Raw genomic sequence first — 24,578 nt, forward strand, 5'->3', positions numbered from 1 at the left:
ACCCGGCATGTCTGACGACCAGCTTTCCAGCCCCGCAACTGATGCCCCGAAAAAGGGCCCGTCCATGACAACAAGGATTGTTGTCGTGTTTTTGGCGGCCATCCTGTTTTCCGGGTTTTGCGCCCTTGGCTACTGGCAGGTTGAACGTCGGGCGTGGAAGCTTGATCTGATCGAACGGGTGGATGCACGCGTTCATGGTGATGCGGTAGCGGCCCCCAAACGCGATGACTGGGAAAATGTCAGCCGGGCGCGCGATGAATACCGCAAGGTCAGTGTGACGGGTACCTATCGCAACGATCTTGAAAGTCAGGTCTATACCGCGACCGATTACGGTGCGGGCTATTGGGTCCTGACGCCGTTGATGCGGAATGACGGCACCATCGTCATGATCAATCGCGGTTTCGTTCCCACCGAAAAACGCCATCCCAATACGAGGGCGGAGGGCATGGTCGAGGGTGAAGTTACCGTAACCGGCCTGCTTCGCATCAACGAACCGGTTGGCACCTTCATGCGTGATAACGTCCCATCCGAGGAACGCTGGTATTCACGTGATGTGCATGCGATGGCCACCAAGCGGGGCCTTGATGCCTCAAACGTCGCACCATACTTCATTGATGGGGACGGGGCGGAAAACCCGGCCAAATTGCCACTCGGTGGCCTGACCAAAATTCGGTTCCCCAATAACCACATGTCCTATGCCCTGACATGGTTTGGTATGGCGTTGCTGACACTTGTGGCGGCGTGGATTGTTCTGCGCCCGCGCAAGCCGTCAAACAACGACGATTGATCTGGCCTTTATTCCAGCGTTGATTGATCGGGCCAGGGAATGTCCTTGCGCATGGTGGCCCCGGTCCAATTGATGATGCTGGGTGTGTATTTGCCCGCATGGTGGGCATGGAGCACAGCATTCAGATTGGGGGGGCGATAAAGCACACGCTCAAGCGATCCTTCGGTTGAGTTGTCATGCAAGACGCCCGTGCTGATGTTCCAGCGTTCCAGTGCGCTGACATGGATGGCTTCATTGATCGTCTCGAGCCCCGCGGGGATGATGTTGCGGCGATCATAGTCCGGGCATTTAAGGCGCAGCTTATCCCAGAAGGTCTTTGTCGCGGGCGCGATTTGCTCGATCAGGCGCTGATAAGGATACAGGCGGGAGTCCACATAAAGGGCCGTGCGGCTTTCATAACCGCGCCCGTCGGCGGACGGGGCCAGCTTGGTTTTCAGATCCGTCTCATCGATCTTGAGTTTGGTGTGTTTCTTGACCCGCTTGATCATCCAATCAAGCGTGATATCCGAAAGCCCGCATTCATCATAAGAGCCGCCGACATTGCTATGAACGCCGGGGAACCAGACCTGCTCGACGATCTGATCTTTTGGCAATTTACTGCCCTTTTTATTGACCCACAGCGTTGGCGAGAAGGCACTGCGTTTCTCATCAATCGCCATGGCATGTAGGGCAACTCGGACGTTGGCGCCAAGCTGGACATCATGAAAATGATACTTGGCCGGGATCAGGCGCCGCCCAAGGTCGCCCGGAATGCCAAGCGATCCGACCGTATCCCAGACGCCAACGCATTCAATCGGCACGTCCTGATGGGCTTCGATATCAAGGGTCGAAATCTTGGTGCGTTTTGCCTCTGTCGATAAATTGGAGCTGGCAATTTTTGCGATATCATCCTGAAGCGGATGGCCAAGATAGGGCGGTTTTAAAATACCACACAGGCCGATCAACCCGGCCAGACTGCGCGCGGTAAAGGCGCCGCGTGAAAAGCCGAAAATGAAGATCTCGTCGCCGGGCTGATAGTTGTTGCCAAGGAAGCGATAGCCATTAACGACGTTTTCGAGCAACCCATTGCCAAACGCACCGCCACGGACCTTGTCGAACAAATCGCCGGTACCAACCCCGCGATCATAAAACACGATCTGCGAGATATCCCCGGCACTGCTGGGGACAGCACGCAGAAGTTTGACGACATTGGTGGGTTGGGGCGTGTTGGCCGGTTCCTGCCAGGTGCCGTCGAAAAACACGATCAGTCTGCGCTTGGTCATGTGAAGTCCCCTGTTTGTGATGTGATGCCCTGCGATCTTTTTAAGGTCGCTTTGGGTGGCATTATACAACTCAGAGGCGATTTTATTAAGGGCTATTGCATATAATGAAAGGCTGCGCGTATGCGGTCACCATTATCGGGCGCCTGACATCCTCCTGCCATACAGCTGTCAGGAACCTGCGTGTGGTGCGATTTACATTATTGGGAAACAAGGGGAAATTGCCGCTGATAACGCACATAATGACACGCGCAAACGCAGGAGCACTTTTAATGTCATCAGATCGGAATTTGACCTTTTATCACGCGATCCCGTCACGCAGCGGTACTGTCCATTGGATGCTGCAAGAACTGGGCATTCCGTTTGATGTCAAACTTCTCGACATTCGCGGTGGGGAAGGGCAAACGCCAGAATTCCTTGCACTTAATCCGCTTGGCAAGGTGCCGACCATCGTGCATGGCGACACGGTCGTGACCGAGGCGGCCGCCATTTGCTGCTATCTGGCGGATTTGTATCCCGAGGCCGGATTGGCACCAAAACTCGATGATCCGAAACGTGGCGAATATCTGCGCTGGTTGTTCTTTTCGCCGTCCACCATCGAACCGGCCATGATCGACCGGGTGCGTCAGTACACGGCAGAAGACAGCAGCCAGAATTCCTATCGCGATTGGGAGACGCTGGTGCCGATCCTGGTCGATTTTGTGGGCAAGGCGGACCCGTGGTTGATGGGGGAAAACTTCACTACGGTTGATGTGGTGTTTGGCTCGACGATCCGGTTTGGCTGCATGTTTGGCATTCTGCCGAAATATCCGGAGTTCGAGGCCTATATCGCCCGGATCGATGCCCGCCCGGCCTATCAGCGCGCGCAGGAACTCGATGCGCCGCATTTTGCCGCTGCGATGGCGGGTTAACCCGGCGGCTGTAATGGTATGAAGAATAAAAGGGCCGGTTCCTGCGCTTTGGAACCGGCCCTTTGGCATTTTATCGGCTTTAAAAGGCGCGCTTAGGGATTGGTATGATCAATCACTTCGCCGCGTGCCGGATAGTTTTTGGCAATGACGAAATCAAGGGCGCCAAGGATCTGGTCAAAGGCCGGACGGGCAAATGGCATGGTCTGAACCGTGCCGAAATAAAGCGTGCCATCCGGGCGCACCAGAAACAGACCGGGCTCAGAAAAGATGGCCGGCTCTTCATAACCGCTTGAGGTTACACCGTTCGAGGTCGAGATATAAAGTCCCCACTCACGCGCGTTCTCAAGTGACAGGCCATAACCAAGGTCGACATTCTCGAGGCCCCATTTCGACTTGGCCTCGGTCGCGCGGTCTTCACCGTCGGACGACACCACGACAACATTGACGCCGCGCTTGGCGAAGTCTTCAAGCTTGGTATCCAGATCCTTGAGGTATTTGCCGCAGATCGGGCAATGCAGGCCGCGATAGAAAACAACCATGGTGAAGTTTTCCGGTTTCTGATCGGCAAGCGACCATGTGCCGCCGCCAACAAGCGGGACGGAAAGCGATGGCACCTTCTGGCGCGGCATAAGCGGGGTAATTGCAGACATTTCGTTCCTCATGACTTGGGCTGTGTTTTGTTGCACCTATTATGGAATGATCATTCCATAAATCAACAACAAAGATCAGGCATCACCGAACTGTGATGCGTGAAACGAGAAACAGGTTCGGGGAAGTCTAGTCGAGTGCGGCCAGAATGGTGTCGGTGTAATCCTGCAGGGTTTCCTGATCCGCACCACGGCGCGACATCAATTGAACCCCCTGGAATGATCCGGTCAGGAAACGTGCGAGCGCCCGGACATTCTTGGTTTTGGAAATCGTGCCCTGATCCATGGCGTGTTTAAGGGCGGCGGCAAAGGTATCCTCGGCCCGGCGGAAAGCCTGATGGGCGATGGCCGCCGTTTCCGGGTCGTGCGGGGCCAGTTCCATACCGGAATTGACCATCAGGCAACCTTTGTGGCGGCCTTCGGCGCAGCCGGTTTTGGCCGTGTCGCGGAACGTCTTTTCAATTGCCGCGCGGCCGTCTTCGATATTGCGCAGATCGGCAAAACGCTGCGCACTGATTTTCTGGCTGTAATGATCAAGGACACGCAGGAACAGCGCCTTCTTGTCGCCGAAGCTTGCATACATGCTGGCGCGGTTCAGGCCGGTTTCATCAACCAGATCCTGAATAGAGGTCGCTTCAAACCCCTTGCTCCAGAAAATGTTCATGGCGTTATCAAGAACGCTTTCTTCGTCAAACGCACGTGGCCGCGGCATCAGCAGATCCTTTGATCAGTTCCAAACTCTGGAACGAGTGTTCTATAATTCAGAACAAGATGGGCCGTCTGAAACGGAAAATCAACCAGCAGCTTATAGCCCACTGACAAATCAGGATTTTACGATCCGATCGAGCGTGACAAAGCTGTAATCCGGCCCATCAGGGTTATCGACCTTTTGGCGTGCTGTTTCACACCACTGATTGGCGGGCAGGGGATCAAGAAAGGTATCGCCTTCGATCTCGGCATGGACTTCGGTCAGTTCATAACGCGTCGTGTAGGGGAGGGCGAGATGATAAATCTGTGCGCCGCCGCCAATGATGACTTCATTGATGCCATCCCTTGCGGCAATTTCATCGGCCAGGGCGATGGCGTCTTCCATGGTATGGCAAACCCGGACATTTTCATGCGCGTACGACCAGTCGGTGTCGCGGGTGACAACAATCGATGTGCGTTTGGGAAGCGGACGCCCGATGGCCTCGAACGTTACGCGCCCGATAATCATCGGCTTGCCAAGGGTGAGTGCCTTAAACCGTTTCAGGTCTTCGGGCAATTCCCACGGCATCCAGCCATCCTTGCCAATCGCGCCGTTTGCGGCGGCGGCAACAACGGCAACCCGTTCAATCCTGGGATCTGCCATCAAACAGCAACCTTGCCGGCAATATGCGGATGCGGGTCATAGCCGGTCAGTTCGAAATCATCATACTTGAAATCAAAGATCGATTTGACCGCCGGGTTGATCTTCATGGTCGGAAGCGGGCGGGTATCACGCGCAAGCTGCTCTTCGACCTGATCAAGATGGTTGGTGTAAAGATGTGCGTCCCCAAGGGTATGGACAAAATCACCCACACCCAGATCACAAACCTGCGCGATCATCATGGTCAGCAGCGCATAGGATGCAATGTTGAACGGCACGCCAAGGAAGATATCGGCACTGCGCTGATAAAGCTGACAGGACAGCTTGCCATCGGCAACATAGAACTGGAACAGGCAGTGGCATGGCGGAAGTGCCATGTTGGGCACATCGGCAACGTTCCAGGCCGAAACGATCAGGCGGCGGGAATCGGGATTGTTTTTGATCTGGTCAATCAGGCCGGTGATCTGGTCAATGGTTTCGCCATTCGCCCCGCGCCAGGAGCGCCACTGGCCACCATAAACCGGGCCAAGGTCGCCGTTTTCATCGGCCCATTCGTTCCAGATGCGTACGCCATTATCCTGCAGATATTTGACGTTGGTGTCGCCGTCAAGGAACCACAGCAATTCGTGAATGATCGATTTCAGATGCAGCTTTTTGGTGGTGACCAGCGGGAAGCCTTCGGAAAGGTCAAAACGCATCTGGTGACCAAAGATCGAGACAGTCCCGGTGCCGGTCCGGTCTTCCTTGCGCGTGCCGGTGTCACGCACCAGACGCATCAGATCGAGATATTGCTGCATGCTGTTCCTTGCATTTTTGGAATCGCTTTTGTCGCAGCATAGTCAGGTCGACGGGCACGGGCAAGCGACGCCATCCGATCTTTGTCATGCCCATTATTACGCAGCCTCTACTGACACATCCTGTCAGGACAGGTCAGGCAAAATCGTGAATGTTGGGTATAGTCAGCTTTCAGGGATTTGGGTGCATTTGCCACATGGGAGTGTTGGTTTTGCAAAAGACTGTTCAGTGGGTCGATTGGAATGGAAATGGCCTTGAATACTGTTTCTGTCAGTCTGGTCCGGACGGGATAGAGCTTGAAGGAGTCGTGGTCGGGACGCGTCACGGCCACTATGGCGGGTCTTATCTTGTGGTGACGGATGCCGCGCTCGCCACCCGCGAGGTCAAGGTAAGCTATGTCGGCGGTGCAGAAATGCATGTGACGTCAGACGGCAAGGGAAGCTGGTTTGATTGCATCGCAAAGCGCGACCTGCCGTCTTTGGCTGGGTGCCTTGATGTTGATATCGGCATCACGCCTGCGACAAACATGCTTCCGATCAAGCGATTGAAACTGGCTGAGGGCGAGGCGCGCGAGATTTCAGCGGCTTATGTTCCGTTGCCAAGCCAGATCGAGGACGATTTCCTGCCACGTAGCGCGCCACAGCGTTACACCTGTTTGATGCCTGATCACCGCTATCGCTATGAAGGGCTGTTTCGCAATTTCTCGGCGGAGCTTGAGATCGATGACATTGGTCTTGTCATCGACTACCCGGACACCTTCCGTCGCGCGTGATTTCCCGCAAGACGGGTGATGGTCGCTTGCCCTGATTGCGAAATGTTCCATCGAAAATCCAAAAAAGATTTCCCGATTCCCCTTGTGAAACGGGGGGCATTTGACCTATATAGGGGCTGTCGGGGTAACCCGACTACGGCGCTAAACTGCGTGACAGAATAGGCTTTACGGACCCGGGGGCGGTACCCGGCGGCTCCACCAAATTTATCGGTTGTCCGACTCAGACAATCTTCGTGGGGCCGAAATAGGATCGACGTGAGCAGTAAAAGTCAATGTGGGCGCTCGGCATGGTACCACCGCATCGGGCCAATGTTTGTAAATGCAAACGACAACAATGCTCCGGTTGCTGCTGCCGCCTAAGCGGTACTAGCACCAAAGCGAAATTCCGGTTGCCGGGAGCGGTAATTTGGTGGGGGACGGGGCACCTAGCAACAGAACGCCCCACTCTTGTATTTCTTTCACGCTTCGTTATGAATAGAGTCATTATCAAACGCGCCAAGATGTAATTGGTGCGCTAAGATGCCATATGACAATGACGGAACGCGCCGGAGATCCCCGGTGGTTTCGCCAGACACAGGATTACTGATGCAAGAACCGGAAGAATTCCGTTACGATCTTATGGTCGACCAGGCGCTGCGCGGTGTGGTGAAAGACATCCTCGCGCGCGTTGCCGAAGAGGGCCTTTTCGGAGAGCATCACTATTACATCACCTTCCAGACCAACCATCCCGGTGTGGCCCTGCCTGAAAGTCAGCGCAAGGCGCATCCCGACAACATCACTGTTGTCCTGCAGCATCGGTTCTGGGATCTGAAATCCGAAGATGATCACTTCTCGGTGGGTATGAGCTTTGATGGCATGCCGACCACGGTTGTCGTGCCGTTTGATGCAATGCTGGCCTTTGTCGATCCGTCTGCCAACTTCATGCTGACCTTCAGCGTCGAAGAAGAAATGGATGACGAAGATTTCGACTATGATGAAGATGACGATCTTGATGCCGATCTGACCGAAGACGAAGAGGGCGCACCGACGCTGGTCGCCGAACCGTCCAAGGCGCGCAAAAAGCCCAAGCCGGATGCCAATGAAACCGGCGAGGTCATCGCACTTGATGCGTTCCGAAAGAAATAAGTTGTTTAAAGGGCGGGTTTAATCCGCCCTTTTTCTTTGCCCGAACCCGTTAATGTTTCCCGCGTCCGGGGCAAGGCGTATTACGCTAATGTATCGTGGCAATTTGGTACAATTGGCGCTAAAACCAGCCACATAAAGAACAAACCCACCTTGTTTTTGAGAGAGACGAGAACCTTCCCATGAGTGATTTTGTCTATAAACCCATGTTTGATCAGGGTAAGGACACGACCCCTTACCGCAAGATCGGGGACGAGGGTGTTTCGACCGTTGACGTCAATGGCGAGACCTATTTGAAAGTCGAACCCGAAGCGATCGAAAAGCTGACCCTTCAGGCTTTCTTTGATTGCTCGCATTTGCTGCGTCCGGGGCATCTCGAACAGCTGCGCAAAATCCTTGATGACGAAGAAGCGACCGCCAACGACAAGTTCGTGGCGATGGATCTTTTGAAAAACGCATCTATCGCATCGGGCGGCGTTTTGCCAATGTGTCAGGATACGGGGACTGCGATCATCATGGGCAAACGTGGTGGCAAGGTCATCACCGATGGTTCCGATGAAGAAGCCCTGTCCAAGGGCGTCTGGCAGGCCTATCAGAAGCACAATCTGCGCTTCTCGCAGGTCTCGCCGAAAAACATGTTCGAAGAAAAGAACACCGGCTCGAACCTTCCGGCACAGATTGATCTTTATGCGACCAAGGGCGATGAATACAAGTTCATGTTCATGGCCAAGGGCGGCGGGTCGGCCAACAAGACCTTCCTGTTCCAGCAGACCAAGGCGCTTTTGAACCCGGAAAGCCTGCGCAAGTTTCTCGACGAGAAAATCCGCACGCTCGGCACCTCGGCATGCCCGCCCTACCATCTGGCGGTTGTCATTGGTGGTACGTCGGCAGAAGCGTGCCTCAAGACTGTGAAAATGGCATCAGCCCGTTATTACGATAACCTTCCGACCGAAGGTGGTGATCATGGTCAGGCCTATCGCGATCTTGAATGGGAACAAAAGATCCTTGAGATGACCCGTGAAATGGGCATCGGCGCGCAGTTCGGTGGCAAGTATTTCTGCCACGATGTGCGTGTGATCCGTCTGCCGCGTCACGGTGCAAGCTGTCCGGTTGGTCTGGGGGTGTCGTGCTCTGCCGACCGTCAGATTCTCGGCAAGATCAACAAGGACGGTATCTTCATCGAGGATCTCGAACATGATCCGGCGAAATACCTTCCGCATGTCACAGACGAGCATCTTGATGACGAAGTGGTCAAGGTTGACCTCAACCGTCCGATGGATGAAATCCGCAAGCAGCTGTCGCAATACCCGGTCAAGACCCGCCTGTCGCTGACCGGCACCGTGATCGTGGCGCGTGACATCGCGCATGCCAAGATCAAGGAACGCCTTGATGCCGGCGAAGAGATGCCGGAATACCTGAAAAACCATCCGGTTTATTATGCCGGCCCGGCCAAAACGCCCGAAGGCATGCCGTCCGGCTCGTTCGGCCCGACCACGGCTGGTCGTATGGATGCCTATGTCGAACAGTTCCAGGCAGCAGGCGGTTCGTTTGTCATGCTGGCCAAGGGTAACCGTTCCAAGGCGGTCAAGGATGCCTGCCAGAAATATGGCGGTTTCTATCTTGGCTCCATCGGTGGTCCGGCAGCCCGTCTGGCGCAGGATTGCATCAAGAAGGTCGAAGTTCACGAATATCCGGAACTTGGCATGGAAGCCGTCTGGAAGATCGAAGTCGAAGACTTCCCGGCCTTCATCGTCATTGATGACAAGGGCAATGATTTCTTCGCCGAATTCGGCATCTGATCAGAAATCAAAACCATTAAACCGAAACGGCGCAGGGGCAACCTTGCGCCGTTTTTTGTTGCGCATAGCTGACCTCAGGTCAAAGGACTTGCTGCGCTGCGCAAGAAATGGTCTGATTTGGTCAAAATCAACCCCTTACTGGATCCCCTGTTATGTCTGAAACTTCCGCGCTCTCTGCCACCGGTGCGACGGAAAGCCGACTGGTTGGTGTGACCGCTGCCCTTGCGACGGTTTGCATCTGGGCCGGTTGGCTGATTGCCACCCGCTATGCCATGACATCAAGCTTTACCGCTGTTGATATTGGCCTGATGCGTTTTGTTGTGCCTTTTGTCCTGCTTGCCCCGATCTGGATCAGAAAAGGCATCTGGCCCAAGGGCCTTTCATTGGCCAACGGCCTTTTGATGATCGTCGGGTCCGGCGCGTTCTATACCCTGATGGTTGCAAGTGCCCTGCAGTTCGTCCCGGCAAGCCATGTTGGCATTCTTCTGCCCGGTGTTATGGCGGTTTGGGCGGTTCTGATTGCGATTCTTCTGTTTGGGGAACGTCCGGGCAAGGTCCGCATGATCGGCTATGCTGCCGTTGTGATTGGCGTGGCTTCGCTGGTGGCCCTTAAACCGGCTGGTGTGATCAGTGATGACATGTTGATGGGTTACGGCCTTGTATCGGCCGGGGCCTTCATGTGGGCGTGTTACACCCATGCAATGCGTCAAAGCGGTCTTGGTGCGCTTGAAGCCGCATCCTTTGTCGGGTTCTGGTCGTTTGTCGCGATGGCAATCATTGCACTGTTTACCGGCACCACGATTGGCGATGCCCCGGTGGGCGACATCATGATGCTGCTCACCGCCCAAGGGTTGCTTGCGGGCTGCGTTGCCGTGATTACCTATGGCCTTGCCGTGCGTCATATCGGATCGACCGGTGCATCTGCCTTTGGCGCGATGACACCGGCCCTGACCGCGCTTGGCGGAGTGATGCTGCTGTCGGAGCCGGGCAATCTTGCGCTGGTTTTGGCCGTGGTTCTGGTGATCCTTGGCGTGATGACCGCATCAGGTGTATTTCGCCGCATTCGGGTCTAAGCCGAAACTTCCTATTGCCCGGCGTTCTGTCCCGTCAAATGGGCGGTGCGCCGGGCGACCATCCTTGCAAGCGGTGGCCCAAAGGCCAGCACCATGAAAAAGCGTGTCGCCTGTAACACAAGGATGAAGGACAGATCGACATTCGTGCTGGCGGCGATAATCGCCACCGAATCAAGTCCGCCGGGGCTGGTTGCTAGATAGGCGGTAAGTGGATCGACACCCATAAACACCACCAGCAGCGCTGAAATTCCAGCACAGAACCCGATCAGAACAAAGATCGAGAGCAAGATTTTGGGCAGCGCATGTGCGGCATGGCGCAGAACCGGCGGGGTGAATTTCAACCCGATCACCCAGCCGATCATGGCGTAGGTCAGCCCCAGAAACCATTCCGGCAACACCACATCCAAAACCCCGCTGACATGCAGGATCATGGTGACAATGATCGGCACCAAAAGTGGCCCGGATGGCAGACGCGATATCTGCCCGACATAACAACAGACCACCGCCAGCCCAAGCGTGATGGCAAAACCCCACCCGTCAAAGGCCGGGAACCAGTCATGCGGCCCCATGGCAGCCAGCATTTCTGGATCGACCCAGAAATTGGCGACACTTGATGCCACACCGACCACGATCACCACGCGGACATATTGCATGAAGGCGACAAGCCTGGCATCGGCGCCAAAGGCATCGGCCATGATCACCATGGCGGACGCAGCCCCCGGTGTTGATCCCCAGATGCCTGCAGTGCCCGGCAGGACCTGTTTGATGCACAGGACCCAGCCCAGAAAACTGCTGGCAAGAAGGGTGACGCCGGTAATGCCAAGGATCATCGGCCAGTCGGTGGCAAAGGATGTCAGGATGCCAACGGTCATCGACCCGCCAATCATCACGCCGAGTACCGCCTGCGCGCCAAGATAAAGTGGCTTGGGGGCGGCAATCGTCGCACCATTCGTTCCCATCAGGATGCCAATGATCATCGGCCCGACCAGAAGGGACGCCGGAACCTGCCAGTGATGCAGGAGTACGGAAAACACCAGCGAAACCGAAATCAGCAACAACCACTGAACCGGTTTTGGAAGACGGCCAAGCCGTTCTTTGGGCGGATTTGTTGGTAACGGGTCTTGTTCTGAGGACACGATTGGGGCCTTTGTCGTGAATGTCAGGCATCTGATCGCGGGTGGCGCGACTGGATATTCGTTTGGCACGTTTGGGGCGCGCCATGGTGGGGGATGCCAGTATAGCCGCGTCGCGCGCTGGATGCGAGTATTTGCATGGTTCCAAGTAATTAAGGGCATATCGAACTTGGACTGGCCCGGCAGGTTCTGTATGACGGATGGAAACATCCGGCAGTCAAAAGGGACCCTGTTGTGAGCACCGATCCAATCACCTTCCAGTTTGATGGCGATGACAAGGCCGATCACACCATCGTTCTGGCCCATGGGGCCGGGGCGGCAATGGACAGCCCGTTCATGAATGAGATGGTGGGTGAATTGGCCAAGGCGGGCCTGCGCGTTGCACGGTTTGAATTTCCCTATATGGCCAAACGCAGGATCGATGGTAAAAAGCGCGGCCCGGACCGTGCACCGGTATTGATCGAGTATTATGGCGAGGTGGTTCGTCAACTTGGCGGGCCCGAAAAGTTGATCATCGGGGGCAAGTCCATGGGCGGGCGGATCGCCAGCATGGTTGCAGATGATCTGGGTGTTGCCGGGCTTGTCTGCCTTGGCTATCCGTTCCATCCGCCCGGCAAGCCTGAAAACCTGCGCACGGACCATCTCAAGTCCCTTAAAACGCCAAGCCTGATTTGCCATGGCACGCGTGATCCGTTTGGTAAACCTGACGAGATTGCGGGGTATGAGTTATCGGATCGCATCACGCTGCATTGGGTTGAAGACGGCGAGCATGACTTCAAGCCGCGTAAAAGCTCCGGGCGAACCCAAAGCCAGGACATTGCGGATGCGGCGGCGGCGATTTCACTGTTTGCAAAGACGCTTGCATAAAAAAACGGCCCGCATCGTGACGGGCCGTTGATTTAAGGTGCGTGGGGCTTTGGGGCGCGAGGGGGGATCAGGCCATGACGCCTTGGCCGGTTTCCTTGAACTGCTGGGCAAATTCGGGGGAAAGCTCGGCGGTTGGGCTTGCGATATCGATACGCACGCCATTGGGGTCAAGCAGGGCAAAGTGGCGCTGCCCCCATGGTTCATCACGCAGATCGACGGCGAATTCGAACCCGGCTTTGCTTAATTCATCGGCTGCGTCTCGGGCTTCTTCGACTTCGAGTGTCAGAACGGTACCCTCGCCGATGGTGGCGGACTGGAAGATGGGCGGTTGGGTTTCGTGGCCAGGTTTCATCAGGCCAAGCTGAACCGATGGTGCGGTCGACCAGACAAGCTGGCAGTACCAGTCACCGTCAAAGATGGGGGTAAAGCCAAGCTTCTTATAGAAGGCGCGGCTTTGGGTGAATTTTTCAGTGATGATAATCTGAAAGGCGTTGGTCACTTTCATCGTCATGCTCCTGACGTTGGGGGTAATTCCTGTCCCGATTTCTCTATGGTTGCACATCCCTCCTGACAGGAGCCTGTCAGGAGCGGTATGATAATTTTCGGGGCAAGATGACGAAGGAGTGATCATGAGACGGGCCGACCGACTATTTCGCCTTGTGCAAATCTTGCGCCGCCGGAAATTGTGCCGCGCATGTGACCTGGCTGAGGAACTTGAAGTTTCCGAACGCACCATTTACCGCGATATTCGCGACCTTGCCGCATCGGGTGTCCCGGTCGAGGGGGAGGCGGGTGTTGGATATATCCTGCGTGATGGCTATGACCTGCCGCCATTGATGTTTGATGCCGACGAGATCGAGGCACTTGTCGTTGCCGCGCGCATGGTTCAAAGCTGGACCGACCCGCAAATGGCGCGTGCGGCGGGTGATGCCCTGACCAAGATAGAGGCGGTCCTGCCCGAGAAAATCCGCGGCCTTGTTGGCGGTGTTCCGATTGCGGTGGCCGAAATCGCGCAGGAACCGATTGCCATTTCGATGCCCGACCTCAGACGGGCCATTCGCGAACGGTTTCTGATCGATATCGATTACACCGATGCCAAGGGTGCCAATACCCGCCGCCGGGTCTGGCCGCTGGGCATGTTGTTTTTTGGTAGCACGTGGCTTCTGGCCTGCTGGTGCGAGTTGCGCGAAGCCTTTCGCGTTTTTCGCGCCGACCGGATTGCCGCGATGGATATATCCACTTCACGCTTCAGACCGGTTCCGGGACGTTCGCTTCGTGATTATCTGATCTCTGAAGGTGTCGAGGGCGAGATACTCAATGGCATCGGTCGATAACGAATTTGTTCTGATGGTTGCCGAACTGCTCGGCCCGTTGGGCGTGATCCGATCACGGCGGATGTTTGGCGGCTTCGGGCTTTATTGCGACGGGATGTTCTTTGCGATCATTTATGATGATGTCCTGTATCTGAAGGGCGATGCAGAGACCAAGGATCGCTTTGATGCGATGGGGATGTCGCCGTTTGCCGTGCCGTCGGGGCGGCCGATGACGCTGTCTTACTTCGAAGTACCCGGTGATTGGCTTGATGACGAGGATCAGCTGCTTGAATTTGCCCATATGGCGCTTGGGGCGGCGCATCGGGCGCAAGCAGCGAAAAACAAGTCGAAGAAAGCCAAAAGAAAAAAGACCCCTGATGGCGAAACGCCATAGGTTTTACGCGTTCGGTCGATCTCTATGTGCCCTGCACAATCAGGGATGTTCCCGCGCACATTTTCTGTGTAGTATTTTTGAAGGATAAAGAACGCATTAGGTCTCTGACACGTGGCAGCCGGTAGTTTCTGGCAAGGTTTTGCCGATACGCTTAAAATTCGCACAGACAAGCCGGAACTGGTTCGCGCGCAGGTCAGTGCGCTGTCGCGTCAGATCCCCGTTCTTTACATGCTGCTTCTGGCCAATGCGGTCGCGCTTGCCTACACCCATTATGGCTCCGCCCCGGACTGGATGACGATCCATTCGGTGATTGTCCTTGGCGCGATTTGCATTTTTCGAGCCATTGCTTGGGACCGTGCAAAGGTTGATGTCGATAATGTCGAGGCCTGCATAAGGCATCTCAAGCGGATCCGGGTTCTGGCCGTGATGATCGCGGTGCTGTTTACCGCTTGGGCGATCACGATGTTTGGCTATGGCGATGCCTTTCAGCGCGGCCATGTTGCCTATTTCATCTCGATCACGGTTGTCGGCTGTATTTTCTGTCTGGTGAACTTCCCGCCTGCGGCCATGCTTGTGGTGGCGATTGTGCTGGGCACTTTCGTTGTCTTTTTCGGATCAAGCGGGAACGAGGTCTATGTTGCGATTGCGGTGAATATGGCGCTGGTTTCGGTGATGATCATTCAGATCATCCGAAGCTTCTATGCCAATTTCTCCGGCCTGATCGAAACCCAGAATGACCTTGAAGTTCAACACAAAGCAATGATCGAACTGTCGCGCCAGAACGAGGCGCTGGCACTTGTCGACCCGCTGACCGGACTATCCAACCGACGTGCTTTCTTTGCGGTTCTGGAAGACACGGTGAACGCCGCCAAGGAAAAAGAGACATTCGCCGTTGCGATGATCGATCTGGACGGGTTCAAGCCGGTTAATGACGTGCATGGTCATCCGTCAGGTGATGAATTGCTGGAGCAGGCCGGCAAGCGGCTTCGCAAGATCGTTGGTCCCGATACACTTCTGGCGCGCTTGGGCGGGGATGAGTTCGGCTTGTTGCTTAAGGGCTATGACGATGCGCTTAAGCTGATGGCGCTGGGCAAGAAGCTGTGTGATGACCTTAATCGTCCGTTCATGTTGAATGGTGTGACGGTACAGGTGTCCGCATCACTTGGTTTTGCGACCTATCCTGCGGTGGCACGCAGCCCGAATGGCTTGTTCGAGCGTGCGGACTTTGCGCTTTATCACGCCAAGAAAAACGCCCGCGGCGAGGCGGTTTTGTTTGCGGCACACCATGAAACCCTGATCCGTCATGATTCCCAGATTGAACAGGCGCTTCGCAAGGCGGATTTGTCATCTGAACTTAGTCTGCATTATCAACCGATTTTTGACATTCAATCAGGTGAGGTCAGCTCGCTTGAGGCCTTGGCACGGTGGGGCAGTGTCCTGATGGGGCAGGTATCGCCGGGGACGTTTTTCCCGGTTGCCGAAAAAACCGGGCAGGTCAGTTTCCTGACCCGGGTGTTGTTTGAAAAGCTGATGGTCGATATGCAGGATTGGCCGGAAAAGCTGCCGGTGTCGTTTAACTTATCAGCCCGCGATATCGTTTTGTCAGACACGGTGGAGTGGCTGATTGACGAGATCAAAACGCATAATATCGATCCCGGACGCCTGACCTTTGAGGTAACGGAAACCGCATTCCTGCGCGATTTTGAAGCTGCACGGACCAGCATCCGTTATTTGCGCGAACATGGTGCACGCATTGCCCTTGATGATTTCGGGATTGGTTATTCCAGCCTCAGATATGTGCACGAGCTTGAATTTGATGTGCTCAAGGTCGATCGCAGTTTCGTCGCCCCGCTTTCCCACAACGAGCGCAGCCGCCGTATCGTCAAGACTGTGATTGATATGTGCCAGAACCTTGGCATTGATTGCGTACTTGAAGGCATAGAAAACGAAAGCCAGCGCGACACCCTGATCACGTTGGGCGGCCGGTTGATGCAGGGCTATTTCTTTGCCATGCCGCAGCGTGAAGTGAAGCTTGATGCGCTGGGCGAGGGGACAAAGCCCTCCTGATCCCAAATAGCCACAAAATGAAATGCGCCAAGGTGCGACTCGGTTAATATTCCCGCAACCAGATGGCGTTACTCTGTTCAAAGCGGGAACGGTATCTGGATGATTTTGCACAGCCACCAGTCCCGAATTCAGGCGGGAACGGGGCCCATCACGATGTCGTCGCAGACAGAGATTTTGCAAAATTCCGCAATGGCCATCACCGGCGAGATTGATCTTGCCCCGGAAATCCGTACCCGTCTGCGCGATCTGATTGACAGTCTTCCCGATCAACCGGCCCGCCTTCGGGTGCTGGGCCATGTTCTGCTTGATCTTGGTCTTTCGGAACTCGCGCTTAATGCCTTTGGTCGCGCGCTTCTGATTGATGATCTTGATGGGGCGACCCATCTTGGCCTGACACGGGTCTATATCCAGTCCGGTCGCCGCGATCTTGGTCTTGAACATCTTGAAATTGCGATCAGCCTGCGTCCTGATGCCCGGGAACTGCGGGTTCTTGCCGCTGATCTTCTGGGATGCCGGGACAAGATGCGTGCCCTTGATCAGTTGGGCAGCGTCCTTGCCGCCGAGCCGGATCACGCAGGCGCGCGCAAGGGCCTTGCCAATCTGGTACGAACTGTCATCGCAAGCCGGATCCAGGCCGGCCCACAGCAAACTGCAACCGTTCATCCGGAAATGGTTTCAGATCATCGACAGGTGATCTGGGGTGATGTCGAGCCGTTTGGCGACCTTGTGCAATCCAGTGTCGGTCGGGGACGTTACGTTTCCTGATCGGGTTGACCCGAAAGGGCGGCCGGGATTTGTGCCGATTGCAATGAGACAATCGTAAAATCATCGCCAAGCTTTGCCGGTGCACGGTCCATGAACTGATCGGCGATCTGTGCTGCCAAATCAATATCCGCCCCACCTTCAAGCACCGTATCCTGTAACATCGAAAGAAGGCGTTCCTCGCTCAGGAACTGGCCGTCATCAAGCGTGGTTTCGATCAGCGCATCGCTGTAAAGCAGCAGGAAGCTGTCTTTGTTGAAAGGTACTTCACGGGTTTCGTAACGGGCATCGCGAATAACGCCAAGCGGTACACCAGATCCATCAAGATATCGGGCATCACCCGTGATGCTGTTGCCTAGAAGTGGGGCTGTGCAGGCTGCACTGGCATAGGAAAAGACATTCTTTTGTCGATCAACGATGCCATACAGCATGGTCGCATATTGCCCGACCGGCAAAAGTCCCTTCAGGTGGCGGTTAAGCACCTCAAGATATTCACCGGGCATTTGATCATGGAGCTGTTCCGACCAGATAAGGGAATGCAGGCGGAACGTGTTTAACGCCGCACCCAACCCGTGACCTGCGAAATCAACGATATAAACGCCCAGTCGATGCGCATCGATCGGCACCAGCCCCCACATATCACCACCCAGTTCGGAAGACATCTGGAAGGTCGCACTGATCCGCATGCCGTAATCGTGGCCAACACCGCGATAATGTTCTGCGGCCGGGTTGAGGTTTTCCTGCATGTTGCGCGCAAGTTCGAGTTCCGACTGTGTGCGTTCCTGATAGGCCTGAAGTTGCTGAACAAGAAGCCGGTTTTCAAGATGGATCTTGGTGCGCGCGATCAGTTCGGCCTTATTGAGCGGCTTAAGGATAAGGTCGGTCGCCCCGTCATCGAAAATACGTGTCCGGCCTTCGTTTTCTTCCAGTGCGGTCTGGGCAATGATTGGTGTTTTCGCATAGGTCGGATCAGCACGCAAAGCCTTGCAAACCGAATAGCCGTCCAGCTTCGGCATGATGATATCAAGAATGATCAGGTCGGGATTGTGTGCCTTGACTTGGGCAAGTGCATCTTCGCCATCCTTGGCAAAGACCAGATTGCTGAACCCGTCCGCACGCAAATAGGATGCAATGATCTCGCGCGACAACATGGTGTCGTCAGCAATCAGAATTTTTGCATTCTGCGGAATGCGAAGCCCCGCTTCCCGGGAGGCGGTCAGGCGATGTTCGATGTTCGCAATATAAGCGGCTTCTGGCGCAATAAGTACGCCTTGCTCGTCATCAAATGTCAGTTCAATGGTACGCCCGCCGCGCTGGAATGTGACCGACTGGCAGATGCTTCGGATCAGCGGCAGGCCACGGCCAAAGGTGCTGTCCTTGCGCGTGATGTCGAGCGTTGCCTTTTCGTCTGGTGGGGTAAAGCCGGTTCCCTGATCATTGATCGTAATCAGGACCTGGCCATTCTTTCTGCGGCGCGCGGTCAGGATAATTGCACGCGTTCCATGGGTGCTTGATGCAAGGCGGCGTTCGGTTTCGTCGCCAAGCTCCTTGAAACGGTCCATGGACAGATGCCCACCAGTATCAAGCTCAAGATTTCCGTGTACCAGCGAATTGGCGAAGGCTTCTTGCACGGCCATTTCGACGGACGGGGCGATTGCATCCCCGATCAGTCCGCGATGGCGCAGGCTTGTTACGAATTTGCGCGCGACTGGAAGGTGATAGGCACTGCGTGTCGAAAGACAGACCAGAAGATCAAGCTTTGGCAGTGATTTTCGACCCGTGAGCGGGGCAAGATCGCCAAGGCCCATTTCCGGAAAGCATTCGACAAAGGTGTCGCAGTTAAGCCGGGTCAGGGCGCCAAGCCAGTCGCGCCCGATCTGTTGGGGCATCATGCAGACGGAAAAACGCCGCTGGCTGGAAAAATCCTCGGGCGTTTGTCCCGGGGCGTATCTGAAAGATACCTCCTCGGGATTTTTCCAGATGGCGCCACTGGCAATAAGGTCGGCAATGTCTTCTTGCGCGACAGATTGTGCGACGGCAATCAGATGTCTTGGGCGTTGATCATTGCCGACAGGCATTGGTTAGTCTTCCAGCTTGAACAACGTATCAAACCGGGCGACTTCAAGCATGCGCTTGACCTGCCCTTGTGCACCGCGCAGAACGACCGTTGTGTTGGTCTTTTCACCTTCATCGCGTGCCAGAAGCAACATGCCAAGACCGGCGGAATCAATGAAATCGACGCCTGCAATGTTGAGAACAAGCGTGGATGAATCGTGACCGCGGACTTCCTCGATCAGTTTGCGAAAACTCGAATGATCCCCAAATGTGAAGCGACCGGTCACTTCGACGGTGGTTGTACCATCTGCGATTTCTGTCTTGTAGTTCAAGTCCGGACTCTCCTCAAAGCGTGTGATCCGGGACGAAATCCCGGCCAAGACTATGCTTTTCTTAACGTTAATCTGATTGTGTATGGTTTGGGTAGTGACTGCAATACATGTTAGTAGTTGTGGGAAGAGCAACACTGTCGGTATGCTGACCCACATTGGTATATCGGGATACGAACAAGAAAATGCCAGAGCAGGCACGCATTGTAATTGTTGAAGATACACTGTCGCTCGCGCGCGTGTATCAGGATTACCTGCGTGCGGATGGTCACCTTGTTGATCATGTGGTTAGCGGCACAAACGCCATCGAACGATTGCGCCATGACCCGCCCGATGTCCTTGTTCTTGATCTTATTTTACCTGACATGGACGGGCGCGAAGTTCTCAGGGCTGCTTCACAGATTGCACCGGACTGCAAAATCGTTGTCATCACCGCACATGGATCGATCAATGTCGCGGTCGAGGCAATGCGCGAAGGGGCTTGGGATTTCCTTCTGAAGCCCTTCACTGCAGATAAATTGCGCGACACCGTGGCAAAGGCCGTCAAAGGTGCGCCAGCACTTCAGAATGCGCCCGATGCCGTTCCGGAACTTGCCGATACCGACGAGATGTATTTTGACATCATCGGCGGGTCGGAAAATATGCGCGATATCTATCGCATCATTGAAAATGCGGCACCCAGCCGTGCGACCGTCTTTATCACCGGTGAATCCGGTACGGGTAAGGAACTCGCAGCCGAGGCGATCCACCGTCGCTCGGAACGATCCAAGGAACCCTTCATTCCGTTGAACTGCGGCGCCATTCCCAAAGACCTGATGGAAAGCGAGATTTTCGGTCACGTCAAAGGGGCGTTTACCGGTGCGGTTTCCGACCGTGAGGGTGCGGCGCACCGCGCAGCAGGCGGCACGCTGTTCCTTGATGAAATTTGTGAAATGGACCTTGATCTGCAGACCAAGCTTCTGCGGTTTATTCAGACCGGGTCCTTCCAGAAAGTCGGTGGCAGTTCGATTGAAAAGGTTGATGTGCGCTTTGTCTGTGCGACCAACCGTGATCCGCTTGAAGAAGTCCGCTCAGGCCGGTTCCGCGAAGACCTTTATTATCGCCTGCACGTTATTCCGCTGCATATGCCGCCGCTTCGTGATCGCGACAATGACATCCTACAGATCGCCAATTTCTATCTTCAGCGCTTCACGCGCGAAGAAGGCCGCGACTTTGAACGCTTTAGCCCCGAAGTCTCCGCCCTGTTTGCCCGCTACTCTTGGCCGGGCAATATTCGCCAGTTGCAAAACATCATCCGTAACATCGTTGTCCTGAATAACGGCACCGAGGTGACGCTTTCGATGGTGCCGCGTCCGGTCAATAGCGGTTCAGAAGGCGATCAGTTCGGATCGGGCACGATCGAGGCCCCGCCACCCCATCCGGTTGTTTCAAACGAGGCGGGCGGTCCCGGTCGCCTGTGGGAAGGCGACCCCGAAGCACTGGCGTTCCTTGCCGGGGCGCGCCAGATGCGCAAGGTGGTCGAAAACCATCACTCCGAACGCAACAGCCATCTTCTTGGCGCCAGTGTGGGCTCGGACGACAGTTCCCAACTGTCACCATCGGCCTTGCCGCGTTCTGGCGGACTTGGATTTGGCGAGATCAAACCACTCTGGCAGGTCGAGAAGCAGGCGATTGAGGAGGCGATTGAACGCTGCGGCGGTTCTATCCCGCGTGCCGCCGATGCGCTTGGGGTCAGCCCATCGACCATTTATCGCAAAAAACAATCCTGGGAAGAGAGCGGTAATTAGGTCGTCTTATCGACCTGCCTGTTTCCAGTCGATCATTGCCTTTTCAAGACGATCCCAATCGCGTTCATAGCCGGGCAGGCCAAAGCGGACCTTGTTCGCATCATGATCAAACAGCCGCACCAAAATGCCCTGCTTGCCTAAGTGATCGGCAACTGCGGCACATTCAGATCCTTCGTAGTAACGAAACAGGCTGGTGCCGCCAGTCAGAAAGAGTTGGCTGCTTTCCGAGATTAATCGATCAAGGCGTTCTGCATCTGAACTGAGGCGCGCACGGGCGTCTTCTTGCCAGTCTTGATCCAGTAGGGCCTTGATGCCGACCACAAGGGTGGGGCCGGGGATCGCCCACGGACCAATGCGGTTTTCAAGGTCTGCGGCAAGATCAACTGCCATCACCGCACAGCCCAGTCGTGCGCCGGCCAAGCCAAAGAACTTGCCGAAGGAGCGCAGAATGATGGTGCTTGGCATCTGATCAATCTCGGAACATACCGACTGGTCGGGTTGGCAATCCATAAAGGCCTCATCCACCACGAGCCAGCAGTTTCGGGCGTGGGCCAGCTTGCCAAGTACGACAATGTCAGATGGGGCAAACAATGCGCCATCCGGGTTGTTGGGATTGACCAGAATGACAACGGTCCCAGATGTTGCTGCCCACAAAATGCTTGATGCGTGCGCGATCCGGTCTGCGGGGTCCGTTTGATGGATGTCGCAGGCATACCCCGCACGGCGCCAGCAGCGTTCATGCTCGCCATATGTCGGGCCCATCACATGTACAGGTACTGCCTGCCCACCTGATCGGCCTTTGAGCCAGAATGGGATCGTCTGGATCAGGGCCTGCGTGCCGGGGGCTGCCACCAGATGCGCGGTCGTTGGCAGGCCGTAATATTGCTTCGCTGCGGCTTTTAAATCCTCAAGCTCTGAGGTCAGGGGCAGGCGTTGCCAATAGGTGCTGTCGATCTTTGGGACCGGATAGGCGATCGGGTTGATGCCGGTCGATAAGTCCAGCCAGTCCTGCGCAGGAATGCCGTATCGGTTTGCCGCCCGATCAACCGCACCACCGTGATTGATTGGTGATTGTTCCTGTGACGGGATAAGGCTTTTTGTCATGGCTTAAGCAAACCTGATTTGAATGCGTTTGTAATTGGGCACTGCGCGGATTGATCGATTTTCCGCGCTTGCCATTGCCGGATGTGCTGCGTATCGTCCGGCCATCCTCAATACCGGACATTTTCCCATGATCACACCCCAAAATGCCACCGACATAGAGGTCTGGCAGAAGCTTAATCCGCAGCTTTCGATTTCGAACGATGTTATGCCGCGTGCTGATATTGCCGAAATTGGTGCGCATCGCGGTGGTTTTGACGGTGGCGCGCTTTCGGACCGGTTCTGGGATGAGGGGTATTTTCTGATCCGTGATGTCTTGCCGATCAACGAGCTGGCGAAGCTGCGCACCGGGATCGAGACACTTGTAGCCAATGGTCTGTCGCCGTCGCTGATATATCTTTATGACGAAGCGTGGGATGTGTTTCGCCGTTTGCGCCCGCTTCTGACGCATTTTCTTGGTGATCGGATCGCGCTTTTGCCGCATTTCTGGGCATGGCATGTCGACCCGCGCGCCGATGGCAGCGGCTGGCCGCCACATCGTGATTATCAGGGTGAAAGTGCGATTGGCGATGATATGCTGATCAGCCTTTCGCTTTGGGTGCCGCTCAGCGATGCGACACCGGACAATGGCTGCATGCATGTTTTGCCGCGCAATTTTGAAAAGCGATACCCGGTACCCGTGACAGAGCCGGGCGAGGTCCATTTGCAGGATATCCGCGCCCTTCCGGCCAAACCCGGTGCCGTGATGGGATGGCGTCAGGATCTTTATCATTGGGGTGGACACGCAAGCCCGCATGCCGAAGAACCACGGATCAGCCTGTCGCTTGAATTTCAGAATGCCGCCTTTGATCCGCTTGCTGATGAATCGTTGCGGCTTGATCATCCACCGGCATTTTTGAAGCGCCTGGCCTTGATCGCCATTCAGTTTGACAAATATCGTCATATGCAATCGATGGATGCAGATACGCTGGAATGGGCCCGCGCGGTTGTGGACGCATGTGCAGCCAAGGGCCATATGAAACAGGTGCCGTCCTGACACCGTCATTGGTCGTGGTTGAGAAAGATGATGGCTGATGGGATACTGGCATCAACAGCACGAAACAAGGTGTGCAGATGGAATTGATTGAGACCGCCCGGTTTGACGAACTGTGCCAAGCTCTTGGTGCAGAACAGGTATTGATGTTGGTGAATTTGCTTCCGGCTTCTTACGAGGAAGAACGCGTGCGCCTGATGGAGGCTGCTGGCAGTAAGGATGCTGGGGCCATTCATCGATCTGCCCATGCGATCAAGGGCATGGCCAGAAACATGGCCGCAGGCCAACTTGCCGAGGCAGCACTCGCCCTTGAAAGCTTTGACGGTGATTTTGGTGATCCGCTTTTGGCGCAGATCGCAATGCTTGATCTGCTGGTCAGCGATACGGTTGCTGCCATGCAGGCATCCCTTGCCGCCAGATAACTACCATCCCGTCATGGTCAGTGCGAAAATACTAAAAGGGCGGACCTGTCAGGTCTGCCCTTTTGCGTCAGATTTTTTGATTGCAGCTCAAATCGTTAGGCTTGAAGTCGGCAAAAAATGGCTTTGGGGAATAGAAAACGCGTCAAATCCCACTACATGAAATATGGAAGTGCTCCAATTTATCAGCACACAACACTGAACCAAATACAGTGCCGAGACTGCTTATGACCGTCCAAAAAAGGAGGCAAGAGTGGCGAGCTATAAGAAACTCTCTGGAAATTCCGATCAGGAAACTTCTGCACGTCGTCTGAACGGGGCGCTGACCTATGATAAGTGGCGTCGTGATGACCTTTATCATCTGGCCGCGCAGAAGGGGATCAAGGACCGGGCAAAGATGTCCAACGAGGAATTGGTGGATGCCCTGAAACGCGCGCACTAGGGCAGTGCGTGACAGGCCTGTTATTTTATCTTGATGTTGTGAAGTACCGGTTTCATTCCTGCTGCTGAATTCGTATACAGTGGTATATTGAAACTCGCCAATCGTGGTGATCTGATCTAATGAGCGGGGAACCGCATCGGGTGCTACGCGACTAACGTCGCGCTTGAAATGCCCCGGCTTTGGCGGTTTTGTAGAATGGTTGTAAATCAAGATCCGCCCGATTGGCTGATCTGACTGTTTGCTGCGGTGAGCAGTCACAAGAACAAAAAACAGGAAACTGGTTTGAAGCCCCACGCCGTGCTTTTTCTTTTCGCCCTGCTGCTGGTGCTGGTCAATCCGGCATATCAAGCAAACGCCCATACG

At 55.2% G+C, this 24,578-nt stretch carries 25 protein-coding genes and 1 other RNA gene; 16 read left to right on the plus strand and 10 right to left on the minus strand.

What is annotated here, in order from left to right; all coding sequences use genetic code 11:
• Positions 1-7: 7 nt before the first annotated feature.
• Complete coding sequence (locus UF64_RS09080; RefSeq protein ID WP_044828316.1) at positions 8-787, plus strand: SURF1 family protein; 780 nt, start codon at positions 8-10, stop codon at positions 785-787.
• An 8-nt stretch (positions 788-795) separates the two neighbouring features.
• Here the strand turns inward: UF64_RS09080 and UF64_RS09085 are convergent, their stop codons facing one another.
• Positions 796-2,049, minus strand: coding sequence for a DUF2235 domain-containing protein (locus tag UF64_RS09085; protein WP_044828317.1), 1,254 nt, complete (start codon positions 2,047-2,049; stop codon positions 796-798).
• A 269-nt stretch (positions 2,050-2,318) separates the two neighbouring features.
• Between UF64_RS09085 and UF64_RS09090 the strand changes: the two genes are divergently transcribed.
• Positions 2,319-2,957 (plus strand): glutathione S-transferase family protein, encoded by a 639-nt coding sequence (locus UF64_RS09090; RefSeq protein WP_044828318.1) that lies wholly within the window; start codon positions 2,319-2,321, stop codon positions 2,955-2,957.
• 92 nt (positions 2,958-3,049) lie between these two features.
• Here the strand turns inward: UF64_RS09090 and UF64_RS09095 are convergent, their stop codons facing one another.
• The 4 genes from UF64_RS09095 to UF64_RS09110 all read right to left on the minus strand — a co-directional run bounded on the left by UF64_RS09095 (position 3,050) and on the right by UF64_RS09110 (position 5,749).
• A complete protein-coding gene (locus tag UF64_RS09095; protein WP_044828319.1) occupies positions 3,050-3,607 on the minus strand; it encodes a peroxiredoxin-like family protein in 558 nt (185 codons plus the stop codon).
• Positions 3,608-3,734: 127 nt separating this feature from the next.
• On the minus strand, positions 3,735-4,316 hold the full coding sequence (locus tag UF64_RS09100; RefSeq protein ID WP_044828320.1) for a TetR/AcrR family transcriptional regulator: 582 nt from the start codon (positions 4,314-4,316) through the stop codon (positions 3,735-3,737).
• A 111-nt stretch (positions 4,317-4,427) separates the two neighbouring features.
• Complete coding sequence (locus tag UF64_RS09105; protein ID WP_044828321.1) at positions 4,428-4,955, minus strand: dihydrofolate reductase; 528 nt, start codon at positions 4,953-4,955, stop codon at positions 4,428-4,430.
• A complete protein-coding gene (locus UF64_RS09110) occupies positions 4,955-5,749 on the minus strand; it encodes a thymidylate synthase (RefSeq protein WP_044828322.1) in 795 nt (264 codons plus the stop codon). Before UF64_RS09110 ends, UF64_RS09105 begins: the two co-directional genes overlap by 1 nt.
• Positions 5,750-5,958: 209 nt before the next feature.
• Here UF64_RS09110 and UF64_RS09115 point away from each other — a divergent pair, with 209 nt between their 5' ends.
• The 5 genes from UF64_RS09115 (at position 5,959) to UF64_RS09130 (ending at position 10,513) form a co-directional block, all read left to right on the plus strand.
• On the plus strand, positions 5,959-6,519 hold the full coding sequence (locus UF64_RS09115; protein ID WP_052657629.1) for a putative glycolipid-binding domain-containing protein: 561 nt from the start codon (positions 5,959-5,961) through the stop codon (positions 6,517-6,519).
• A gap of 79 nt (positions 6,520-6,598) precedes the next feature.
• Positions 6,599-6,965, plus strand: a transfer-messenger RNA (tmRNA) gene (gene ssrA / locus UF64_RS19915).
• A 139-nt stretch (positions 6,966-7,104) separates the two neighbouring features.
• A complete protein-coding gene (locus UF64_RS09120; protein WP_052657530.1) occupies positions 7,105-7,644 on the plus strand; it encodes an SspB family protein in 540 nt (179 codons plus the stop codon).
• Positions 7,645-7,823: 179 nt separating this feature from the next.
• On the plus strand, positions 7,824-9,440 hold the full coding sequence (locus tag UF64_RS09125; protein ID WP_044828324.1) for a fumarate hydratase: 1,617 nt from the start codon (positions 7,824-7,826) through the stop codon (positions 9,438-9,440).
• Positions 9,441-9,592: 152 nt separating this feature from the next.
• A complete protein-coding gene (locus UF64_RS09130; RefSeq protein WP_044828325.1) occupies positions 9,593-10,513 on the plus strand; it encodes a DMT family transporter in 921 nt (306 codons plus the stop codon).
• An 11-nt stretch (positions 10,514-10,524) separates the two neighbouring features.
• On the opposite strand, the gene UF64_RS09135 is transcribed toward UF64_RS09130, so the two are convergent.
• The gene (locus tag UF64_RS09135; RefSeq protein ID WP_044828326.1) at positions 10,525-11,649 is read right to left on the minus strand and encodes an AbrB family transcriptional regulator; all 1,125 of its coding nucleotides are present in this window, start codon (positions 11,647-11,649) and stop codon (positions 10,525-10,527) included.
• A gap of 231 nt (positions 11,650-11,880) precedes the next feature.
• Between UF64_RS09135 and UF64_RS09140 the strand changes: the two genes are divergently transcribed.
• Positions 11,881-12,513 (plus strand): alpha/beta family hydrolase, encoded by a 633-nt coding sequence (locus UF64_RS09140; protein ID WP_235285013.1) that lies wholly within the window; start codon positions 11,881-11,883, stop codon positions 12,511-12,513.
• A 67-nt stretch (positions 12,514-12,580) separates the two neighbouring features.
• On the opposite strand, the gene UF64_RS09145 is transcribed toward UF64_RS09140, so the two are convergent.
• Positions 12,581-13,018 (minus strand): VOC family protein, encoded by a 438-nt coding sequence (locus tag UF64_RS09145; RefSeq protein WP_044828917.1) that lies wholly within the window; start codon positions 13,016-13,018, stop codon positions 12,581-12,583.
• Positions 13,019-13,142: 124 nt separating this feature from the next.
• Between UF64_RS09145 and UF64_RS09150 the strand changes: the two genes are divergently transcribed.
• The 4 genes from UF64_RS09150 to UF64_RS09165 all read left to right on the plus strand — a co-directional run bounded on the left by UF64_RS09150 (position 13,143) and on the right by UF64_RS09165 (position 17,052).
• Complete coding sequence (locus UF64_RS09150; RefSeq protein ID WP_044828327.1) at positions 13,143-13,847, plus strand: YafY family protein; 705 nt, start codon at positions 13,143-13,145, stop codon at positions 13,845-13,847.
• Positions 13,831-14,220, plus strand: coding sequence for a TfoX/Sxy family protein (locus UF64_RS09155; protein WP_044828328.1), 390 nt, complete (start codon positions 13,831-13,833; stop codon positions 14,218-14,220). The genes UF64_RS09150 and UF64_RS09155 overlap by 17 nt, the downstream gene beginning before the upstream one ends.
• A gap of 111 nt (positions 14,221-14,331) precedes the next feature.
• On the plus strand, positions 14,332-16,287 hold the full coding sequence (locus UF64_RS09160) for a bifunctional diguanylate cyclase/phosphodiesterase (protein ID WP_044828329.1): 1,956 nt from the start codon (positions 14,332-14,334) through the stop codon (positions 16,285-16,287).
• 153 nt (positions 16,288-16,440) lie between these two features.
• A complete protein-coding gene (locus tag UF64_RS09165; RefSeq protein WP_044828330.1) occupies positions 16,441-17,052 on the plus strand; it encodes a hypothetical protein in 612 nt (203 codons plus the stop codon).
• Here UF64_RS09165 and UF64_RS19680 read toward each other — a convergent pair.
• Positions 17,040-19,127 (minus strand): SpoIIE family protein phosphatase, encoded by a 2,088-nt coding sequence (locus UF64_RS19680; RefSeq protein WP_052657532.1) that lies wholly within the window; start codon positions 19,125-19,127, stop codon positions 17,040-17,042. The genes UF64_RS09165 and UF64_RS19680 overlap by 13 nt on opposite strands.
• A 3-nt stretch (positions 19,128-19,130) precedes the next feature.
• On the minus strand, positions 19,131-19,436 hold the full coding sequence (locus UF64_RS09175; protein WP_044828331.1) for an STAS domain-containing protein: 306 nt from the start codon (positions 19,434-19,436) through the stop codon (positions 19,131-19,133).
• Positions 19,437-19,618: 182 nt separating this feature from the next.
• Between UF64_RS09175 and UF64_RS09180 the strand changes: the two genes are divergently transcribed.
• Positions 19,619-21,220, plus strand: a complete 1,602-nt coding sequence (locus tag UF64_RS09180; protein ID WP_044828332.1) for a sigma-54 dependent transcriptional regulator — start codon at positions 19,619-19,621, stop codon at positions 21,218-21,220.
• A gap of 6 nt (positions 21,221-21,226) precedes the next feature.
• On the opposite strand, the gene cobD is transcribed toward UF64_RS09180, so the two are convergent.
• Positions 21,227-22,324 (minus strand): threonine-phosphate decarboxylase CobD, encoded by a 1,098-nt coding sequence (gene cobD, locus UF64_RS09185; protein ID WP_044828333.1) that lies wholly within the window; start codon positions 22,322-22,324, stop codon positions 21,227-21,229.
• Positions 22,325-22,451: 127 nt separating this feature from the next.
• On the opposite strand from cobD, the gene UF64_RS09190 reads away from it, so the two are divergent.
• The 3 genes from UF64_RS09190 to UF64_RS09200 all read left to right on the plus strand — a co-directional run bounded on the left by UF64_RS09190 (position 22,452) and on the right by UF64_RS09200 (position 24,215).
• Positions 22,452-23,357, plus strand: coding sequence for a phytanoyl-CoA dioxygenase family protein (locus UF64_RS09190; protein WP_235285014.1), 906 nt, complete (start codon positions 22,452-22,454; stop codon positions 23,355-23,357).
• 77 nt (positions 23,358-23,434) lie between these two features.
• Positions 23,435-23,776, plus strand: coding sequence for an Hpt domain-containing protein (locus tag UF64_RS09195; RefSeq protein ID WP_044828334.1), 342 nt, complete (start codon positions 23,435-23,437; stop codon positions 23,774-23,776).
• Positions 23,777-24,026: 250 nt separating this feature from the next.
• Positions 24,027-24,215 carry a hypothetical protein gene (locus tag UF64_RS09200; protein WP_044828335.1) on the plus strand — a complete coding sequence of 63 codons (189 nt, stop codon included), beginning with the start codon at positions 24,027-24,029 and terminating at the stop codon, positions 24,213-24,215.
• Positions 24,216-24,578 lie beyond the last annotated feature (363 nt).

This window comes from Thalassospira sp. HJ, assembly GCF_000948415.1.
Lineage (GTDB): Bacteria > Pseudomonadota > Alphaproteobacteria > Rhodospirillales > Thalassospiraceae > Thalassospira.

What these genes read in the sequence shown, in the direction of transcription:
- UF64_RS09120 (WP_052657530.1), top strand. Translation starts at nt 7,105, where the DNA reads ATGCAAGAACCGGAAGAATTCCGTTACGATCTTATGGTCGACCAGGCG.
- UF64_RS09150 (WP_044828327.1), top strand. Translation starts at nt 13,143, where the DNA reads ATGAGACGGGCCGACCGACTATTTCGCCTTGTGCAAATCTTGCGCCGC.
- UF64_RS09095 (WP_044828319.1), bottom strand. Translation starts at nt 3,607, where the DNA reads ATGTCTGCAATTACCCCGCTTATGCCGCGCCAGAAGGTGCCATCGCTT.
- UF64_RS09165 (WP_044828330.1), top strand. Translation starts at nt 16,441, where the DNA reads ATGTCGTCGCAGACAGAGATTTTGCAAAATTCCGCAATGGCCATCACC.
- UF64_RS09180 (WP_044828332.1), top strand. Translation starts at nt 19,619, where the DNA reads ATGCCAGAGCAGGCACGCATTGTAATTGTTGAAGATACACTGTCGCTC.
- UF64_RS09155 (WP_044828328.1), top strand. Translation starts at nt 13,831, where the DNA reads ATGGCATCGGTCGATAACGAATTTGTTCTGATGGTTGCCGAACTGCTC.
- UF64_RS09190 (WP_235285014.1), top strand. Translation starts at nt 22,452, where the DNA reads ATGATCACACCCCAAAATGCCACCGACATAGAGGTCTGGCAGAAGCTT.
- cobD (WP_044828333.1), bottom strand. Translation starts at nt 22,324, where the DNA reads ATGACAAAAAGCCTTATCCCGTCACAGGAACAATCACCAATCAATCAC.
- UF64_RS09085 (WP_044828317.1), bottom strand. Translation starts at nt 2,049, where the DNA reads ATGACCAAGCGCAGACTGATCGTGTTTTTCGACGGCACCTGGCAGGAA.
- UF64_RS09145 (WP_044828917.1), bottom strand. Translation starts at nt 13,018, where the DNA reads ATGAAAGTGACCAACGCCTTTCAGATTATCATCACTGAAAAATTCACC.
- UF64_RS09100 (WP_044828320.1), bottom strand. Translation starts at nt 4,316, where the DNA reads ATGCCGCGGCCACGTGCGTTTGACGAAGAAAGCGTTCTTGATAACGCC.
- UF64_RS09080 (WP_044828316.1), top strand. Translation starts at nt 8, where the DNA reads ATGTCTGACGACCAGCTTTCCAGCCCCGCAACTGATGCCCCGAAAAAG.
- UF64_RS09110 (WP_044828322.1), bottom strand. Translation starts at nt 5,749, where the DNA reads ATGCAGCAATATCTCGATCTGATGCGTCTGGTGCGTGACACCGGCACG.
- UF64_RS09105 (WP_044828321.1), bottom strand. Translation starts at nt 4,955, where the DNA reads ATGGCAGATCCCAGGATTGAACGGGTTGCCGTTGTTGCCGCCGCCGCA.
- UF64_RS09195 (WP_044828334.1), top strand. Translation starts at nt 23,435, where the DNA reads ATGGAATTGATTGAGACCGCCCGGTTTGACGAACTGTGCCAAGCTCTT.
- UF64_RS09090 (WP_044828318.1), top strand. Translation starts at nt 2,319, where the DNA reads ATGTCATCAGATCGGAATTTGACCTTTTATCACGCGATCCCGTCACGC.
- UF64_RS09125 (WP_044828324.1), top strand. Translation starts at nt 7,824, where the DNA reads ATGAGTGATTTTGTCTATAAACCCATGTTTGATCAGGGTAAGGACACG.
- UF64_RS19680 (WP_052657532.1), bottom strand. Translation starts at nt 19,127, where the DNA reads ATGCCTGTCGGCAATGATCAACGCCCAAGACATCTGATTGCCGTCGCA.
- UF64_RS09130 (WP_044828325.1), top strand. Translation starts at nt 9,593, where the DNA reads ATGTCTGAAACTTCCGCGCTCTCTGCCACCGGTGCGACGGAAAGCCGA.